This is a genomic window from Leifsonia poae (assembly GCF_020009625.1).
Lineage (GTDB): Bacteria > Actinomycetota > Actinomycetes > Actinomycetales > Microbacteriaceae > Leifsonia > Leifsonia poae_A.
Window position 1 is genome coordinate 862,272 of the sequence record NZ_JAIHLP010000002.1, and the last position, 15,913, is coordinate 878,184.

Sequence of the window (15,913 nt, forward strand, 5' to 3'; positions counted from 1 at the left end):
GCGTCGGCTACGCGGACGGAGTGATCACCACGAGCAGATCACCGGCGTCCACCTGCTGGGTCTTCGGGATGGCGAGGCGCTCGATCGTGCCGGCGATGGGGGCGGTGATGGCCGCCTCCATCTTCATCGCCTCGATCGAGGCGACGGACTGCCCGGCCGCGACGGTGTCTCCGACCCCCAGCTGCAGGGTCACGACACCGGAGAACGGCGCAGCCACCTGACCAGGTTTCGCCGAATCGGCCTTCTCTGCCGTCTTGGCCTCCACCACGATGCCTCGGTCGCGCACGAACACCGGCCGGAGCTGGCCGTTCAGGGTGGTCATGACGGTGCGCATGCCCTTGTCGTCGGCCTCGCCGATCGCCTCGAGCCCGATGTAGAGGCGCACGCCCTTGTCGATCTCGATCACGTGCTCCGTGCCCTGCTTGAGGCCGTACAGGTAGTCGATCGAATCCACCACGGAGAGGTCACCGAACAGTTCGCGGATCTGTTCGAAGATCCGTGTCGGGGCCGGGAAGAGCAGCCGGTTCAGAGTTGCACGCCGCTCGGCGCTCGTGCCCTCCAGCGCTTTCGCGTCGTCGCTGTTCAGATCTTCGACGCCGACCTTGACCGTCTTGCCCGCCAGCACCTTGCTGCGGAACGGTTCGGGCCAGCCGCCGGGAAGCTCGCCGAGCTCGCCGGCCATGAACCCGACGACCGAGTCCGGGATGTCGTAGTTCTGCGGGTTCTCGGCGAAGTCGAGCGGGTCGGCGTGCACGGCGGCGAGGTGCAGGGCGAGATCGCCGACCACCTTCGACGACGGTGTGACCTTGGGGATGCGGCCGAGGATCTTGTTCGCCGCGGCGTACATGTCTTCGACGAGCTCGAAATCTTCGGCGAGCCCGAGCGCCTTCGCCTGCTGGCGCAGATTGGAGAGCTGGCCGCCGGGGATCTCGTGCTTGTACACGCGTCCGGTCGGGCCGGGCAGACCGGACTCGAACGGCTTGTAGACGTGGCGGACGGCCTCCCAGTACGGCTCGAGGTCGTTGACCGCGTCCAGCGAGATGCCGGTGTCGCGCTCGGTGTGGGCGAGGGCGGCGACGAGGGCGGATGCGCTCGGCTGGCTCGTCGTGCCGGCCATCGGCGCGCTCGCCACGTCGACCGCGTCGGCGCCGGCGCGGCTCGCGGCGAGAAGCGTCGCGAGCTGGCCTCCCGGAGTGTCGTGCGTGTGCACGTGCACCGGGAGGTCGAACCGCTCGCGGAACGCCGTGACGAGTTTCTCCGCCGCCGACGGCCGCAGCAGGCCGGCCATGTCTTTGATCGCGAGGATGTGCGCGCCGGACTCCACGATCTGTTCGGCGAGGCGCAGGTAGTAGTCGAGCGTGTAGAGGTCCTCGGCCGGGTCGAGGAGGTCGCCGGTGTAGCAAACGGCCACCTCGGCCACGGCTGTTCCGGTGGCGAGCACCGACTCGATCGCGGGGCGCATCTGCGAGACATCGTTGAGCGCGTCGAAGATGCGGAAGATGTCGACGCCGGTGGCGGCGGCCTCCCGCACGAACGCGTCCGTCACGGCGGTGGGGTACGGCGTGTACCCGACCGTATTGCGGCCGCGCAGCAGCATCTGGATGTTGATGTTCGGCAAGGCCTCCCGCAGGGCGGCAAGGCGGTCCCAGGGGTCTTCGCCGAGGAAGCGGAGGGCGACATCGTATGTCGCGCCGCCCCAGGCCTCGACCGAGAGCAGTTCCGGGGTCATCCGGGCCACGTACGGCGCGACGGCGAGCAGGTCGCGCGTGCGCACCCGGGTGGCGAGCAGCGACTGGTGGGCGTCGCGGAACGTGGTCTCGGTGACGGCCAGGGCGGTCTGCTGACGCAGCGCAGCGGCGAAACCGGCCGGACCGAGCTCGAGCAGTCTCTGCCGCGAACCCGCGGGAGCCGGCGTCGAGAGGTCGAGCTTCGGCAGCTTGTCCACCGGCGCGTGCGTCTCGGGACGAGGACCGTTCGGCAGGTTGACGGTCACATCCGCCAACCAGTTGAGCATCTTGGTGCCGCGGTCTTTGGAGGCGCGGCCCTTGAACAGCTCCGGCCGCTCCTCGATGAAGGAGGTGCTGACGTTGCCGGCGATGAAGTCGGGGTCGTCGAGCACGGCCTGCAGGAACGGGATGTTGGTGGCGACGCCGCGGATGCGGAACTCGGCGAGGCCCCGGCGCGCCCGGCTCACGGCGGCCGCGAAGTCGCGGCCGCGGCAGGTCATCTTGGCCAGCATCGAGTCGAAGTGCGGGCTGATCTGCGCGCCCGGGTTGATGGTTCCGCCGTCGAGGCGGATGCCACCGCCGCCCGGCGAGCGGTAGGTGGTGATCTTGCCGGTGTCGGGGCGGAAGCCAGCGGTCGGGTCTTCGGTGGTGATGCGGCACTGGAGTGCGGCGCCGCGGATGTGGACCGTCTCCTGGCTGAGACCGAGCTCGGCGAGAGTCTCACCGGCGGCGATGCGCATCTGCGACTGCACGAGGTCGACGTCGGTGATCTCCTCGGTGACCGTGTGTTCGACCTGGATGCGCGGGTTCATCTCGATGAAGACGTGCTCGCCCGCGCGCTCCCCGGCGGTGTCGAGCAGGAACTCGACGGTTCCGGCGTTCTCGTAGCCGATCGACTTCGCGAACGCGATCGCATCGGCGTAGAGGGCCTGACGCACGTCCTCGGAGAGGTTCGGCGCCGGCGCGATCTCGATGACCTTCTGGTGGCGACGCTGCACCGAGCAGTCCCGCTCGAAGAGGTGCATCGTCGCGCCGGTCGAGTCTGCGAGTATTTGCACCTCGATGTGACGGGGCCGCAGCACGGCCTGCTCCAGGAACATCGTCGGATCGCCGAAGGCGCTGTCGGCCTCGCGCATCGCCTCTTCGAGCGCCGAGCGCAGATCGTCTTTGGTGTTGACCCGGCGCATCCCCCGGCCACCGCCACCGGCGACGGCCTTGGCGAAGATCGGGAATCCGACCTCGTCGGCCTGCGAGATGAGCAGATCGATGTCTTTCGACGGCGGAGTGGACTTCAGCACCGGCACGCCCGCGGCGATCGCGTGCTCCTTGGCGGTGACCTTGTTCCCTGCCATCTCGAGCACTCGCGACGGCGGACCGATGAAGGTGATGCCGGCCTCGCGTGCCGCCTCGGCCAGCTCCGGGTTCTCTGAGAGAAAGCCGTAGCCGGGGTAGATGGCATCGGCGCCGCACTCCAGCGCGACGCGGATGATCTCTTTCACGTCGAGGTACGCGCGCACAGGATGCCCGGGCTCGCCGATCTGATAAGCCTCGTCGGCCTTCAGACGGTGCATCGAGTTGCGGTCCTCATAGGGAAAGACGGCGACCGTCTGAGCGCCCAGTTCGTAGGCGGCCCGGAAGGCTCGGATGGCGATTTCACCACGATTGGCAACGAGGATCTTACGGAACATTGGGACCTTTCGAGCAGGGGGCCACGCCACACAGCAAACGGTTAGGTTCTCTAAGACTAGTGAAGGTAACGTAGTTGCTTGTGCACGTACTCAGCGTTAGTTCCCTCAAAGGTGGTGTCGGTAAGACCACGGTGACGCTGGGCCTGGCTTCCGCGGCGTTCGCCAAAGGTCTCCGCACTCTCGTGGTCGATCTCGACCCGCAGTCCGATGTCTCGACCGGGATGGACATTCAGGTTGCCGGCCATCTGAATGTCGCCGATGTGCTCGCCTCCCCAAGGAGAAGATCGTCCGCGCGGCGATCGCCCCCAGCGGATGGACGAAGGGCCGCACAGGCAAGATCGATGTGATGATCGGTAGTCCGTCGGCGATCAACTTCGACGGGCCGCACCCGAGCATCCGTGACATCTGGAAGCTCGAAGAAGCACTGGCGAACGTGGAGCACGATTACGAGCTCGTGCTCATCGACTGCGCTCCGTCGCTGAACGCGCTCACGCGCACGGCGTGGGCCGCGAGCGACCGCGTGGCGGTCGTGACCGAACCGGGGCTGTTCTCGGTGGCCGCCGCCGATCGCGCGCTGCGGGCCATCGAAGAGATCCGCCGCGGCCTCTCCCCCCGGCTCCAGCCGCTCGGCATCATCGTCAACCGCGCCCGCGTGCAGTCACTGGAACACCAGTTCCGCATCAAGGAGCTGCGCGACATGTTCGGTCCGCTGGTGCTCAGCCCGCAATTGCCGGAGCGCACCTCGTTGCAGCAGGCACAGGGCGCGGCCAAACCGCTGCACGTCTGGCCGGGCGAGAGCGCCCAGGAGATGGCGCACAATTTCGACATGCTGCTCGAACGGGTTCTCCGAACGGCACGCATCGGCGAATACGCCACCGCCCCGTAACCCGCGCCACGCTCGATCCGCCGCCCCCGCGCCTCTGCGCCCCGCGCCTCTGCGCCCCCGCAACCGCCCAGTGCGCACGAACTCCCCTACGAGTACGTCCAAAAGACGGCGAAAACCGTCGAGTACGCAGACAGTTCGTGTACTCGACGGTGCGGGAGCCGAGGGGTCAGGAGGCCTTGACGGCGCGGCGGGCGGCGAGCTCGTCCATCGGGTCGACGGTCTGCGTGTCGAGTTCGACGAGGGAGGACTCCACCTCACGGAGGACCTTGCCGACAGCGATACCGAACACGCCCTGACCGCGGCTGACGAGGTCGATGACCTCATCGTTCGAGGTGCAGAGGTAGACGCTCGCGCCATCGCTCATCAGCGTGGTCTGGGCGAGGTCGTTCACGCCCGCTTCGCGAAGCTGGTTCACAGCCGTGCGGATCTGCTGGAGCGAGATGCCGGTGTCGAGGAGGCGCTTGACGAGCTTGAGCACGAGGATGTCGCGGAAGCCGTAGAGACGTTGCGAACCCGAGCCGGCCGCGCCGCGCACAGTGGGTTCGACGAGACCGGTGCGTGCCCAATAGTCGAGCTGACGGTAGCTGATGCCGGCCGCGCGTGCGGCGACCGCGCCACGATAGCCGCTCGAGTCGTCCATCTCCGGCAGACCGTCGGTGAAGAGCAACCCCAGATCGTACCGGGGCGTGTCGTTGTCACGACTCAGTTCACTCATGTGTTTGCCTCTCGCCCCACAGATGGATCGCGTTCGTTCGACGACGCTTCATCAACGGTACCCACGCCGAGGGCCGCGGGCAACGACATTCGCCGTTTCGGCTCGGCGTGTCGAAAGCACGGGGCTCGATCACGACGGAAGCCGACCGAGGGCCGACCGGATGATGCTGCCGCGCACGACGTCGAGCTGCCCCGAGATCTCCCGGGCGAGCTCCGCTGTCTTCGCCCGGCTCGACACGTCATTGCGGCGCGCGATCGGAACGAGAGCGGTCTCGATCAGGCCGAGTTCGCGCTCGGCAGCAGCACGGAAACCGCGGAGATGCCGCGGCTCGATGCCGTTGCGCTGCAATTCGACGAGCGCCTTGAGGACGGCGAGGGACTCCTCGCCGAAAACCTCGGCCGGCGCGATGACAGAAGCCGTGACGGCATCGCGGAGCAGTTCGGCGCTCGCGCCGGCCTCCCGCAGCAACTCGACGCGCTTGAACCGCCGACCGCTCGGGAGCATCGACGGCCCGGATGCGCTCCCCGGCAGCGCCGGGCTGAGGCCCGCGTCGAGGTCGGTGAGGTAGGTCTTGATGACCTTCAGCGGAAGGTAGTGGTCGCGCTGCATCCCGAGGATCACGCGCAGCCGCTCGAGGTCGGCCGCAGAGAACTTGCGGTAGCCGGAGGCGGTGCGTGCCGGCGTGATCAGCCCTCGCTCTTCGAGGAAGCGCAGCTTCGACGAAGAGAGGTCGGGGAACTCGGGCGTCAGTCGCGCGAGGACCTGCCCGATGCTGAGCAGGGCGGGAGCGGCCTGGGCTCGTGCCGCTTGCCGTGCCACTAGTTCTGCGCCGGAGCGGCGAGGTCGAAGCGGGAAGCGTAGAACGTGAGGCGGAACTTGCCGATCTGCACCTCGGCGGAGTCGGCGAGCAGAGCGTTCTCGATGCGCACACCGTCGAAGTACGTTCCGTTCAGCGAGCCGAGGTCGCGCACTTCGAAGGCCGTGCCGCGCCGAAGGAACTCGGCGTGCCGGCGCGAGACCGTCACATCGTCGAGGAAGATGTCGGCGTCGGGGTGGCGCCCCGCACTGGTCACATCGGCATCGAGGAGGAACCGCGCCCCGCTGTTCGGTCCACGGCGCACGATGAGCAACGCGGAACCGGACGGCAGCGCCGCGATCGCCTCCTGTTCTTCAACCGACACTTCACCGTCGACCGGGTACATCTTCGACACGAACTCCTCGCCGAAGCGCGCTGTCGTGTCTTCGTTCCCCGCGGCTGAATAACGCAGGGGGTTGTTCTCGGCGTCATCCGCCGGCCCTCTCGGGAATGTCTCGTCAGGCACCGTCAACCTCCTTCTTCTCAAGCGTATCGGATCGGCCGGGCCGGGCGTCGGCCGGAAGTCGTATTACTCGGGCGGTTTCGCGGATGTAGACGAATCCGGCCCACCAATAGAGGAACGCACCCCAGAGAGCGAACGCCCAGCCGAGCGGGAGCGAGAAGGGTGCGAGCACGGCGAACGCCTCCCCCAGCATCAGGAGCGGGAGCGCCCAGAACAGGCAGAAGGTGGCGACCTTGCCGAGGCTGTGCACCGGGAGCGGGCCGAAGCCGTGGTTGGCGAGGATGACGCCGAGCACCGCCAGCATCACATCCCGCGCCACGATCACGGCGACGAGCCACCACGGGATGACCTCCCGCCAGGCCAGCCCGATCAGGGCCGCGAAGATGTACAACCGGTCGGCAGCCGGATCGAGCAGCTGACCGAGCCGCGACACCTGATTGAGCCGGCGGGCGAGGTAGCCGTCGAGGAAATCGGTGATGCTGGAGACGACGAGCACGAGCAGAGCGAGCGCATCCTGCCCCAGGATGACGAACACCAGGAAGGCCGGCACGAGAGCGAGACGGAAGAAGCTGAGGATGTTCGGGATCGTCAGAACCCGTGAACTGACCTCACGCGCACCGATTCCTTCCACGGTGAACGAGTCTAGTGAACCTGTGAGGTGCCTAGGATGAGCGAGTGGAGCCTTTCATCGTCTGTCTCTGGATCCTTGCGGGGATCTGCGCCGTCACCTGGGTGCTCTCACTCGTCACGGGCGAGCACTCCTGGGTGGATCGCATCTGGTCGGTCGTCCCCCTCGCCTATGTCTGGGTCTTCGCCGGTTTCGCCGGCCTGCAGGATGCGCGTCTGAACCTCATGGCCGTGCTCGTGACGCTCTGGGGCATCCGCCTCACCGTCAATTTCGCCCGCAAGGGCGGCTATGAGCGCGGCGGCGAGGACTACCGTTGGGCGGTGCTGCGGAGGCGGATGCGGCCCTGGCAGTTCCAACTGTTCAACCTCTTCTTCATCGTGATCTACCAGAACGTGCTGCTCTTCCTCATCTCCCTTCCGGCCTGGACCGCCTACCGCAATCCGACGCCGTTGAACGGTCTCGACATCCTCTGCGCCGTGGTGTTCGTCGCTTTCCTAGTCGGCGAGACCGTGGCCGACCAGCAGCAGTGGAACTTCCACGCCTGGAAGAAGGCGGAGGCGGCCGCGGGTCGCGAGCCTCAGCCGCGGTTCCTGCAGAGCGGGCTGTTCCGGTTGTCGCGGCACCCGAACTTCTTCTTCGAGCAGGCGCAGTGGTGGGTTCTGTTCCTCTTCGGCTGCGTCGCCGCGGGATCGATCCTGCAATGGACCGTGATCGGGCCACTGCTGCTCACGGGCCTGTTCATCGGCTCGACGGTGTTCACGGAGAGCATCACACTCTCCCGCTACCCGAGTACGCCGATTACCAGCGGCGCACCTCGCCCATCGTGCCGTGGCCCCCACGCCGTCGCGGGCGTGACACGGTCACGGCGTCGCAGTAGGCGCCGGCGTCGCCTTCCCCGGCTTGGGGAAGGCCGCCCGCATGTGGTCCGAGTCGAGATAGTCGGCGACGCCGATCAGGATCAGGCTGAACAAGATCTGCTCGGTGATCATCCAGAGCGGGTAGAGGCCCGGGATCGCCGCGATCACCAAGGTCACGACGGGGAAGATCTTCGCGAACAGACGAAGGCGGGAGTAGGCCCAGTAGTAGCCCTTCTGGGCGCGCCAGGCGAAATAGAACAGTGTCACGGTCATTCCGAGCACCACAGCCCCGCGCATCCACACCGCCCACGGAACGTTCGTGCCGGTGAGTTGCAGCACCACCGCCACGGCGACAGCGGCCAGGCCGAGCACGAACTCGGCGACGAGAAGCCAGGTGATCACCACGAACGACTTCCGCGTGCGGGGATCGTTCAGCGATTCCGCCGGAATCGTGTAGTCGGCATGCCGGCCGCCGGCGATCCTGTCCAGCTTGCTCAGCATCCGCTCGGTCCACGTTCGCTCCATGGTGTCCACGGTATCCCTGCGCGACTCGCGCCCGCGTCCACCTTTCGATCCATCGGAGCGCGTACCGTTGAGGCATGTCGTGCATTCGGTTCAACACTCCGGCCCAACGCCAGGCGATGCGGGAGCACGCTCCCGCCATGCTCACCGCCGAGGAGGCCGCCGCGCTCCACCCGTCGCCACCGGTGACCGAGAGCAAGATCAACCGCTTGCGCCTCCTCGCCCGGGATGCGAACCCGAAGATCCGCGAGAGTGTCGCCAGCAGCTACAACACGCCCGACGACGTCTTCCTCGACCTCGCCCGGGACGAGGATGCGGGCGTCCGCGGCTGCGTCGCGAAGAACGAGGCCGCACCGTGCGACATCCTGCGGATGCTCGCCGACGACCCCTCGGAGACCGTGCGCGGCTGGGTCGCAGTGAACTACTTCGTTCCGGAGGATGTGATGGCCAAACTCGCGACCGACCCGAGCAGGACCGTGCGCAGCCTGGTGACGTGGAAAGGTCAGCTGGCCGAAGCCGGCTGATCATGCCCGAGCTCTCGACCGCGCGGATCGACTCCTGGACCTGGGCCGTGCGGCTCTACAAGACCCGCTCGGCGGCAGCAGCGGCCTGCAAGGCGGGCCATGTCCGCGTGAACGGAGAGAAGGCGAAGCCCGCGCAGACGCTGCGGGTGGGCGACGAGGTGCGCGCCAGGGTCGGCGACACCGAGCGCATCCTCATCGCTCGACGACTCCTCGTGAAACGGGTGGGCGCCGTGGTGGCGGCCGACTGCTTCGAGGATCGCACGCCTCCCCCGCCGGAGAAGGCCGAGACGCCGTCGACGATCGTTCGCGAGCGCGGTGCCGGGCGGCCGACGAAACGCGATCGGCGCATCCTGGACGAGCTGCGGGGACGCTAGCGGCTCAGCTCTGCAGAACCGAGATCACATTGCCTGCCGGGTCGAGGAACCACGCAATATCCGGGCCGCGGTTCGCCGCGCGGCCGCGCAGGATGCCCTTGGCGTCGGTGGGCAGATTCGGGTCGTCGTAGATCGTCGTCGTGACGCCTTTGGCATTGAGGTCGTCGACGGCCTCGTCGATATCGGCGACCACCAGGTTGAGGATCGTGAAGACGGCCGGCACATGATCGTCTTTCGGATAGATGAAGACGTGGCTGCCGCCCGGCAGAGCGAGGTCGAGGTTGCCCATCGGACCGTCGGTCACCTCGAGACCGAGCGTCTCGCCATAGAAGACCTTCGCCGCCGGAATGTCGGAGACGCTGAAACCGGAGAAGACATCGAGTGGTGTGACCATGTGGCCTACTCTGCCCCTGCTGGGCGCGCCCGTCCAGTGCGCGACGCCGATCAGACGAATCGGATACTCTCCTGCAGGCGTGTGCGCAGCTCGAACGCCCGGTCGACGCTCTCCCGCCCGGCCGCGCTGGCACCGTTGCGCAGCACGTGCGGCAGCAGCGAACGGCGCACCACTAGGGAACCAGCGAGACGGCCGCGCTCGATCCGGTCGTACGGCACGGCGAGCGCGTCGTCCGGGACGACGATGATGAGTTCGGTGAACCTCACGCCGACCTGCCGGGAGAAGGTCTTGGTGTCGCGCAGCAGCTCGTGGAACGGCTGCTCGTCGCGGTCGACCGTGGGCCCGACGATGTCGCCCTTGGAGAGCTTGACCTCACCGCCCCAATCGGCCGAGCGCACGGCGAACAAGCCGGCCGGGCCCAGGACCACGTGGTCGATCTTCGCGGTTGAGCGGGGGTGCACCGAGACGTCGTTCCAGAGGGTGTAGCCGATGCCGAGGCCGGAGACGGCACGGGCCGTCGCCTCCTCGGCGAGCGCGACCGCGAGCAATAGGCGGATCTCTCGGGGAGCCGACCGCACCAGAGCCGGATCGTACGGGTCGCCGAGTTCGGTGCCCCGGCCGGCCCATTCCCGCATGAGTTTCAGGTAGCGCTCGCGCGCCTGGCCGCCGGGATGCCCGTAGCTGCGAGCCCGGACCGTCGCCCCGCGTGACTGTGAGCGCGTGGGGTGGAAGGTGGCGCTGAACCCGGTCCCGTCGGCCCCGCCCCCGGTCGTGTCGGCCGCGAACCCGCTCTCGCCGCGGTCGTAACGCGCGCGGTCCTCCGGGTCGCCGATCAGCTCCCAGGCGCGTTGCACCGCCTGGAATCGCACCGCCGTCCCCCCGGTGTCGGGATGGGTCTGGCGCAGCAGACGACGATAGGCCCGGCGCAGCTCGTCATGCGAGACGGACGCAGTGACGCCGAGCACCTCGTAAGGGCTGGGCGAGAGAGGGCTGTCGCTCATCGGCGGTGTTCGGCTTTCTCGGGTCTGGTATGTCCGGCCTCCTGACGATACCGTGAGCGGGCTGGGAGCCTGCTCACGGCGCCGGCAGAAAGGCAACATCATGGCCATCTCCGATTGGCGGATCGAGCTCATCATCATCGCCGTAACCGATGTGGACCGCGCCAAAGCGTTCTATGTCGACCAGGTCGGCTTCAACGCCGACTACGACCAGGTCGTCTCCGAGGAGCTGCGTTTCGTGCAGCTGACTCCCCCGGGGTCTGCGTGCTCAATCGCATTCGGGACCGGTTTGACCGATATGGAGCCCGGCACGCAGCGCGGTATCCAGATCGTGATCCCGAACGCGGACGACGCCTTCGCGCATCTGCGGGCGAACGGCGTGGAGGCGACTCCGGTCGACGAACAGTCCTGGGGACGATTCGTGACCTTCGCCGACCCCGACGGCAACCGCTGGTCGCTTCAGGAGCTCCCGAAGCGGGGGTGAACCGCCTTTCCTCCTCCTCGATCCTGATGCGCGGTGCCTCGTGACAGGCACCGCGCATCCGCTATATTTGCCCTATCAGTTATGAAACCGATTGGTTATGAATATGGCGACAGATCCGCTCAGTGCGGTGTTCTCGGCCCTGGCCGACCCCACACGGCGGCAGATCCTGCTCCGTCTGATGGACGGCGATGCGAACGTCTCGGCGCTCGCCGAGCCGTTCGCCGTGAGCCAGCCCGCCATCTCCAAGCACCTGAAGGTGCTCGAGACGGCCGGGCTGGTCTCGCGTTCCCGAGTGGCCACCTCCCGGCTCAGCCACCTCGAAGCCGAACCCCTGCGGGAGGCGACGGTGTGGATGGAGAAGTACCGGCATTTCTGGAACAGCAGCTTCGACAAACTCGACGCGGCCCTCGCGGCGTACCAGGCGGACGAGACACCCGCGACCGAGACAACAGAGGATAGAAGCGATGACTGACAGCCGACCCACCGGGATCGCCGACAACGGGGTCTACATCACTCGCGCCTTCGCCGCACCGCGCGAACTGGTCTGGCGCTTCTTTCTGGAGCCCACACATCTCGCGCGCTGGTTCGCGCCGACCGGATACTCCGCCCCCGCCGAACGGATCATCGTCGAACCATGGGTCGGCGGCCATTGGGACCTGACGATGGTGCAGGACGCCACCGGAACCGGCTACCCCATGCGGGGAACGATTCTCGAGCTGGATGAACCGGAACTCCTCGTGCTGGAGCTCGAAGCGGACTCGGACTTCGGCGCTCTGGAGTCGATGTTCCTGCGCATCCGGTTCCACGATCACGGCGACAGAACCCGCGTCACATTGCACCAGGGTCCATTCGACCCCGAGGCACAGCACGCCACCGAGGCGGGCTGGCTGGAATCGTTCGAGAAGCTCGACCGCTCCCTCGCCTCGTAGCCCCTCCCCACCACCTCTCAGACAGAAGGAGCCCATCATGGCCGAGAAGAGATCGGCGGGCACCACCGCCACGACCACGCCCGGAACCGCCGTCTCCGCTGACGGAACGATCATCGCCTACGAGAAGTCTGGTTCCGGTCCCGCGGTCGTGCTGGTCGACGGAGCCCTTTGCTACCGCGAGTTCGGGCCGGCGCGGTCGCTGGCGGCGACGATCGCCGACCGGTTCACCGTCTACGCCTACGACCGCCGCGGTCGCGGATCGAGCGGGGACACGGCGCCCTACGACGTCGCTCGCGAGATCGACGACCTCCGGGCCGTGATCGAGGCGGCGAGCGCGCAGACCCACGCAACCGAGATCGCCGTCTACGGGATCTCCTCCGGCGCCGGACTGGCACTGGAGGCCGCCGCCGCAGGGGTGCCGATGCGGGCGCTCATCACGTATGAGGCCCCCTACATCGCCGCCGGTTGGAAGGATCAGGACGTCGACCATCTCGCTGCCCTGCGAGCACTGCTCGCCCGCGGCAAACGGGGCGCCGCCGTCGGCTACTTCATGGTCAGAATGGTCGGTGCCCCGGCGATCGCCCCGCTTTTCATGAGGGCGATGCCCACGGTGTGGAAACAGCTGAAAGGGGCCGCGCACACCCTCCCCAACGATGTGCGGGTGATGAGCGGGTTCCGCGCTCCCACCGACCGGCTCGCCGGCATCGCCGTTCCCACCCTTGTGCTCGTCGGCGGCAAGGCGGCGCCCGCGATGCGCGAGGCGCAGGATGAAGTGGCCGCCGCCATCCCCGGCGCACGATTCGGCGTGCTGGAAGGGCAGACGCACCAGGTCGCCGATACGGTCATCGGCCCCCGGATCGTGGAGTTCGCCGGCTGAGCGGGTGCCGACACCGGACCGCGGGTTGACGGCGACCGGCTGACGCGTACAGTCGGGGCTCCACGAGCGAGAGGAGCACGGGCATGGGAATCCTGGACGACGCGAAGGAGACGGCGAAAGCCGCCGGCGAGAAGATCTCGCGGGCTGCGGAGGACACCGTCGACCGCATCAAGGACAAAGCCGACGAGGTGAAAGCCGACGTCGACGTGAAGAAGGCGGAGGCCGAACGCGACTCGGTACAGGCCCGCAACGACGCCAAGGAGAAGCTCCGCGACTGAGTCGCTCGGAGAGCGACCGGCCCGGGGCACGCAACGACGAGCCCCGGGCCGCGCCGCGCGGGCGGGACACCCCGCGCGAAGCAGGTCTCGGTCCTGTACCGTTCAACGCATGGGCAAGCTCATCTACGCCGGTACCACCGAGATCGGCTTCGAGGACCGCGTTCTCGCGCACCTGCAGATCGTCGTCGGACTCAAGCTCCGTCGCAAGGAGGGGTTCTTCTTCTCCTGGCGGGATGAGCAGAGCGTCGGCGACGGCCGCAGCGCGATCTGGGTCGACCCCTCCATTCCGCTCCTCTTCCGCTACAGCGGAGGACGGCAGCCGAAGATCAACAAAAGCTGGCTGGAAGCGCTCACCCTCTCGTCGAACAGCGCACAGGGTCTGCAGCTGACCGAGGAGATCGGCGCCCTCGGCGCCGACGAGGTGAATGCGGACACCGCTCCCGGACGCTGACGGGGGTTGCCAGACTCCGATCCGACGCCTAGCGTTCGTGCTGGAGTTCGTGGCAGGAAGCGAGGCGAGCCATGACATCGATGGCGGAATCAGCGGGATCCAGTCCCGAAGAACTCGGGGATGAGCCGACCGTCGTGCCCGCGAGCACGACGCCGGCGACACCGGAATCAGACGGCGAGCAGGTCGACACCGACCGCCCCGGCGACGTGCCGTTCGAGCAGGCGGCCGCGGAACATGAGAACCCCGCACTCGAATGAGTGCGGGGCTCGACCGAGCCGTTCCCGACTATCTGAGGTAGTCGAGTAGTTCGGGGCAACGCAGCCGCTTCAGGCTGCGGGTCTCCAGCTGGCGGACACGCTCCCGCGTGATGCCGTAGATCTCGCCGACCTCATCGAGCGTCATCGGCTTCTGACCGTCCAGACCGAACCGGAGCCGCACCACGCGGGCGTCGCGCGGCGGCAGATCCTGCAGGCGCAGCTCCAGGTCGCGATGGCGGAAGTCCACCTCCACCGCTTCGGAGGGTTCGGGGAAGTCGTCGTCCTCGATGAGGTCGCCGAGTTCCGCGCCGTCGTTCTCGCCGACGGGGACCGCGAGCGAAACCGTCTCCGAGTCGCTCATCTGCAGTTTGCGCACATCGGCCGGCGCCAGGTTGGACGCTTCGGATATCTCCTCCAGCGTCGGCGTGCGGCCGAGCTCGCCGCCCAGGTCTCGCCGGATGCGATCCAGCTTGTCGATCTTCTCCACGGTGTGAACCGGGATGCGGATCATGCGGGCCGTGTCGGCGATGCCGCGCAGGATGGATTGACGGATCCACCAGGTGGCGTAGGTCGAGAACTTGTTGCCCGTGCGGTAATCGAACTTCTCGACCGCCCGCACCAGGCCGAGGTTTCCCTCCTGGATGAGGTCCATCACCGCGAGACCGCGCCCCGCGTACCGCTTGGCGATACTGACCACCAATCGCAGATTCGCCTCGATGAACCGTTCGAATGCCCGTTTGCCGTCATCGGCGAGCGACTGGAGTTCCCGGCCCTCCCGGGGCTGAGCCCCGGCCGCTTCGCGATGCGCTCGCCCGCGAGCACCCCCACTTCGATTCGTTTGGCGAGCTCCACCTCTTCTTCCGCCGTCAACAGCCGCGTGCGGCCGATCGAGTTGAGGTAGTCGCGCACCGGATCACTCGTCACTTCGAGAACTGTCATCGTCGTTCCATCCCATCAGCTCGTCTGGTCTTACGCTGTGCCTCTGGTGCGTCGGGACTCCCGTAAGGTGAACCGTCACCAACCAGGGTAGACACGGCACACCAGCCCGCAACAAGGGGTTGACACGAACTCCCAGGGTTGCTATGCGTCGCGGACCACGAACGACGACACCAACGTCAGGCAGGCTTCTTCTTGGCGCCATTCTTGGCGCCATTCTTGGCCGACTCCTTCGCACCACCGGCGCGGCTGCGCTCGACGCTGCGCTGGAGCGCCTCCATCAGGTCGATCACCTCTCCGCCACCAGAACGCGACTCGGACTCTTCGCCGAACGTCTCGGCGGTGTCGATCGCATCCCCCTGTTCGAGCTTGGCGTCGATGAGCCTGCGGAGTTCGTCCTGGTACTCGTCGCTGAACTTCTCGGGCTCGAAGTTCCCCGCGAAACTCTCCATGAGCGCGCTCGACAGCTCGAGCTCCCGCTGCGTGATGCGGGGCGCCTCATCGAGCGAGGGGAACACCGCCTCGCGCACCTCGTCGCTCCAGAGCAGCGTCTGGAGCAGCAGCACATCTCCGCGGACGCGCAACGCGGCGAGGCGACTCTTCTGCCGCAGGGCGAAGTTGACGATCGCTGTGCGCTCGCTGTCTTCGAGAGTGCGGCGCAGGAGCACATACGCCTTGAGCGATTTCGAGTCCGGCTCCAGGTAGTAACTGCGATCGAACGTGATCGGGTCGAGTTGTTCGTTCGGCACGAACTCGACCACGTCGATCTCGCGGCTGCGTTCCGCCGGCAGCGAGGCGAGATCGTCGGCGGTGAGGATCACCGTCTTCTCGCCGCTGTCGAACGCCTTGTCGATGTGCTCGTACGGCACGATCTTGCCGCAGATCTCGCACCGCCTCTGATAGCGGATGCGCCCGCCGTCCTTGTCGTGCACCTGGTGCAGCGGCACGTCGTGGTCTTCGGTCGCGCTGTACACCTTCACCGGCACGTTGACCAGACCGAAGGTGATCGCGCCCGTCCATATGGCCCTCATGCGACCATCGTCACCGCACCGGCGCGGATAATCAACCA

The 15,913-nt window shown here is 67.2% G+C and carries 20 protein-coding genes and 2 pseudogenes; 11 read left to right on the forward strand and 11 right to left on the reverse strand.

Annotated features, from left to right (window positions below; genetic code table 11):
- Positions 1 to 7: 7 nt before the first annotated feature.
- Positions 8 to 3,415 carry a pyruvate carboxylase gene (locus K5L49_RS04725; protein ID WP_223690850.1) on the reverse strand — a complete coding sequence of 1,136 codons (3,408 nt, stop codon included), beginning with the start codon at positions 3,413 to 3,415 and terminating at the stop codon, positions 8 to 10.
- 80 nt (positions 3,416 to 3,495) lie between these two features.
- Here K5L49_RS04725 and K5L49_RS04730 point away from each other — a divergent pair.
- A pseudogene (locus K5L49_RS04730) lies at positions 3,496 to 4,301 on the forward strand (ParA family protein).
- Positions 4,302 to 4,467: 166 nt separating this feature from the next.
- On the opposite strand, the gene K5L49_RS04735 reads toward K5L49_RS04730, so the two are convergent.
- The 4 genes from K5L49_RS04735 to K5L49_RS04750 form a co-directional block, all read right to left on the reverse strand.
- Complete coding sequence (locus tag K5L49_RS04735) at positions 4,468 to 5,016, reverse strand: MerR family transcriptional regulator (protein ID WP_308116513.1); 549 nt, start codon at positions 5,014 to 5,016, stop codon at positions 4,468 to 4,470.
- Between the two features lie 129 nt (positions 5,017 to 5,145).
- On the reverse strand, positions 5,146 to 5,835 hold the full coding sequence (gene ftsR / locus K5L49_RS04740) for a transcriptional regulator FtsR (RefSeq protein ID WP_223690851.1): 690 nt from the start codon (positions 5,833 to 5,835) through the stop codon (positions 5,146 to 5,148).
- A complete protein-coding gene (locus tag K5L49_RS04745) occupies positions 5,835 to 6,284 on the reverse strand; it encodes an FHA domain-containing protein (protein ID WP_223695240.1) in 450 nt (149 codons plus the stop codon). The genes ftsR and K5L49_RS04745 overlap by 1 nt, the downstream gene beginning before the upstream one ends.
- A gap of 46 nt (positions 6,285 to 6,330) precedes the next feature.
- Positions 6,331 to 6,966 (reverse strand): CDP-alcohol phosphatidyltransferase family protein, encoded by a 636-nt coding sequence (locus K5L49_RS04750; protein ID WP_223690852.1) that lies wholly within the window; start codon positions 6,964 to 6,966, stop codon positions 6,331 to 6,333.
- A gap of 134 nt (positions 6,967 to 7,100) precedes the next feature.
- Here K5L49_RS04750 and K5L49_RS04755 point away from each other — a divergent pair.
- Positions 7,101 to 7,670 (forward strand): annotated as a pseudogene (locus tag K5L49_RS04755) (DUF1295 domain-containing protein); the annotation flags it as partial.
- Positions 7,671 to 7,823: 153 nt separating this feature from the next.
- On the opposite strand, the gene K5L49_RS04760 reads toward K5L49_RS04755, so the two are convergent.
- On the reverse strand, positions 7,824 to 8,345 hold the full coding sequence (locus tag K5L49_RS04760; RefSeq protein ID WP_223690853.1) for a hypothetical protein: 522 nt from the start codon (positions 8,343 to 8,345) through the stop codon (positions 7,824 to 7,826).
- A gap of 74 nt (positions 8,346 to 8,419) precedes the next feature.
- On the opposite strand from K5L49_RS04760, the gene K5L49_RS04765 reads away from it, so the two are divergent.
- Both K5L49_RS04765 and K5L49_RS04770 read left to right on the forward strand, forming a co-directional pair.
- Positions 8,420 to 8,866 carry a hypothetical protein gene (locus K5L49_RS04765; RefSeq protein WP_223690854.1) on the forward strand — a complete coding sequence of 149 codons (447 nt, stop codon included), beginning with the start codon at positions 8,420 to 8,422 and terminating at the stop codon, positions 8,864 to 8,866.
- A gap of 2 nt (positions 8,867 to 8,868) precedes the next feature.
- Complete coding sequence (locus tag K5L49_RS04770; RefSeq protein WP_223690855.1) at positions 8,869 to 9,240, forward strand: RNA-binding S4 domain-containing protein; 372 nt, start codon at positions 8,869 to 8,871, stop codon at positions 9,238 to 9,240.
- Positions 9,241 to 9,244: 4 nt separating this feature from the next.
- Here K5L49_RS04770 and K5L49_RS04775 read toward each other — a convergent pair whose 3' ends face one another.
- Together K5L49_RS04775 and K5L49_RS04780 are read right to left on the reverse strand one after the other, a co-directional pair.
- A complete protein-coding gene (locus K5L49_RS04775; protein ID WP_223690856.1) occupies positions 9,245 to 9,634 on the reverse strand; it encodes a VOC family protein in 390 nt (129 codons plus the stop codon).
- A 50-nt stretch (positions 9,635 to 9,684) separates the two neighbouring features.
- Positions 9,685 to 10,635, reverse strand: coding sequence for a J domain-containing protein (locus K5L49_RS04780; RefSeq protein ID WP_223690857.1), 951 nt, complete (start codon positions 10,633 to 10,635; stop codon positions 9,685 to 9,687).
- A 100-nt stretch (positions 10,636 to 10,735) separates the two neighbouring features.
- Here K5L49_RS04780 and K5L49_RS04785 point away from each other — a divergent pair, with 100 nt between their 5' ends.
- The 7 genes from K5L49_RS04785 to K5L49_RS04815 all read left to right on the forward strand — a co-directional run bounded on the left by K5L49_RS04785 (position 10,736) and on the right by K5L49_RS04815 (position 13,908).
- On the forward strand, positions 10,736 to 11,116 hold the full coding sequence (locus K5L49_RS04785; RefSeq protein ID WP_223690858.1) for a glyoxalase superfamily protein: 381 nt from the start codon (positions 10,736 to 10,738) through the stop codon (positions 11,114 to 11,116).
- Between the two features lie 103 nt (positions 11,117 to 11,219).
- Positions 11,220 to 11,588, forward strand: a complete 369-nt coding sequence (locus tag K5L49_RS04790; protein ID WP_223690859.1) for an ArsR/SmtB family transcription factor — start codon at positions 11,220 to 11,222, stop codon at positions 11,586 to 11,588.
- On the forward strand, positions 11,581 to 12,045 hold the full coding sequence (locus K5L49_RS04795) for an SRPBCC family protein (protein WP_223690860.1): 465 nt from the start codon (positions 11,581 to 11,583) through the stop codon (positions 12,043 to 12,045). Before K5L49_RS04790 ends, K5L49_RS04795 begins: the two co-directional genes overlap by 8 nt.
- A gap of 37 nt (positions 12,046 to 12,082) precedes the next feature.
- Positions 12,083 to 12,922, forward strand: a complete 840-nt coding sequence (locus K5L49_RS04800; RefSeq protein WP_223690861.1) for an alpha/beta fold hydrolase — start codon at positions 12,083 to 12,085, stop codon at positions 12,920 to 12,922.
- 83 nt (positions 12,923 to 13,005) lie between these two features.
- Complete coding sequence (locus tag K5L49_RS04805) at positions 13,006 to 13,200, forward strand: hypothetical protein (protein ID WP_223690862.1); 195 nt, start codon at positions 13,006 to 13,008, stop codon at positions 13,198 to 13,200.
- A 109-nt stretch (positions 13,201 to 13,309) separates the two neighbouring features.
- On the forward strand, positions 13,310 to 13,651 hold the full coding sequence (locus tag K5L49_RS04810; protein WP_223690863.1) for a DUF7882 family protein: 342 nt from the start codon (positions 13,310 to 13,312) through the stop codon (positions 13,649 to 13,651).
- Between the two features lie 71 nt (positions 13,652 to 13,722).
- Positions 13,723 to 13,908 carry a hypothetical protein gene (locus K5L49_RS04815; protein ID WP_223690864.1) on the forward strand — a complete coding sequence of 62 codons (186 nt, stop codon included), beginning with the start codon at positions 13,723 to 13,725 and terminating at the stop codon, positions 13,906 to 13,908.
- A gap of 28 nt (positions 13,909 to 13,936) precedes the next feature.
- Here the strand turns inward: K5L49_RS04815 and K5L49_RS04820 are convergent, their stop codons facing one another.
- From K5L49_RS04820 to ku, 3 genes are all read right to left on the reverse strand, one after another.
- A complete protein-coding gene (locus K5L49_RS04820) occupies positions 13,937 to 14,605 on the reverse strand; it encodes a sigma-70 family RNA polymerase sigma factor (protein ID WP_308116574.1) in 669 nt (222 codons plus the stop codon).
- Positions 14,560 to 14,847 carry a sigma-70 factor domain-containing protein gene (locus tag K5L49_RS04825; protein ID WP_223690865.1) on the reverse strand — a complete coding sequence of 96 codons (288 nt, stop codon included), beginning with the start codon at positions 14,845 to 14,847 and terminating at the stop codon, positions 14,560 to 14,562. The genes K5L49_RS04820 and K5L49_RS04825 overlap by 46 nt, the downstream gene beginning before the upstream one ends.
- A gap of 176 nt (positions 14,848 to 15,023) precedes the next feature.
- Positions 15,024 to 15,875 (reverse strand): non-homologous end joining protein Ku, encoded by an 852-nt coding sequence (ku, locus tag K5L49_RS04830; RefSeq protein WP_223690866.1) that lies wholly within the window; start codon positions 15,873 to 15,875, stop codon positions 15,024 to 15,026.
- Between the last annotated feature and the right edge of the window lie 38 nt (positions 15,876 to 15,913).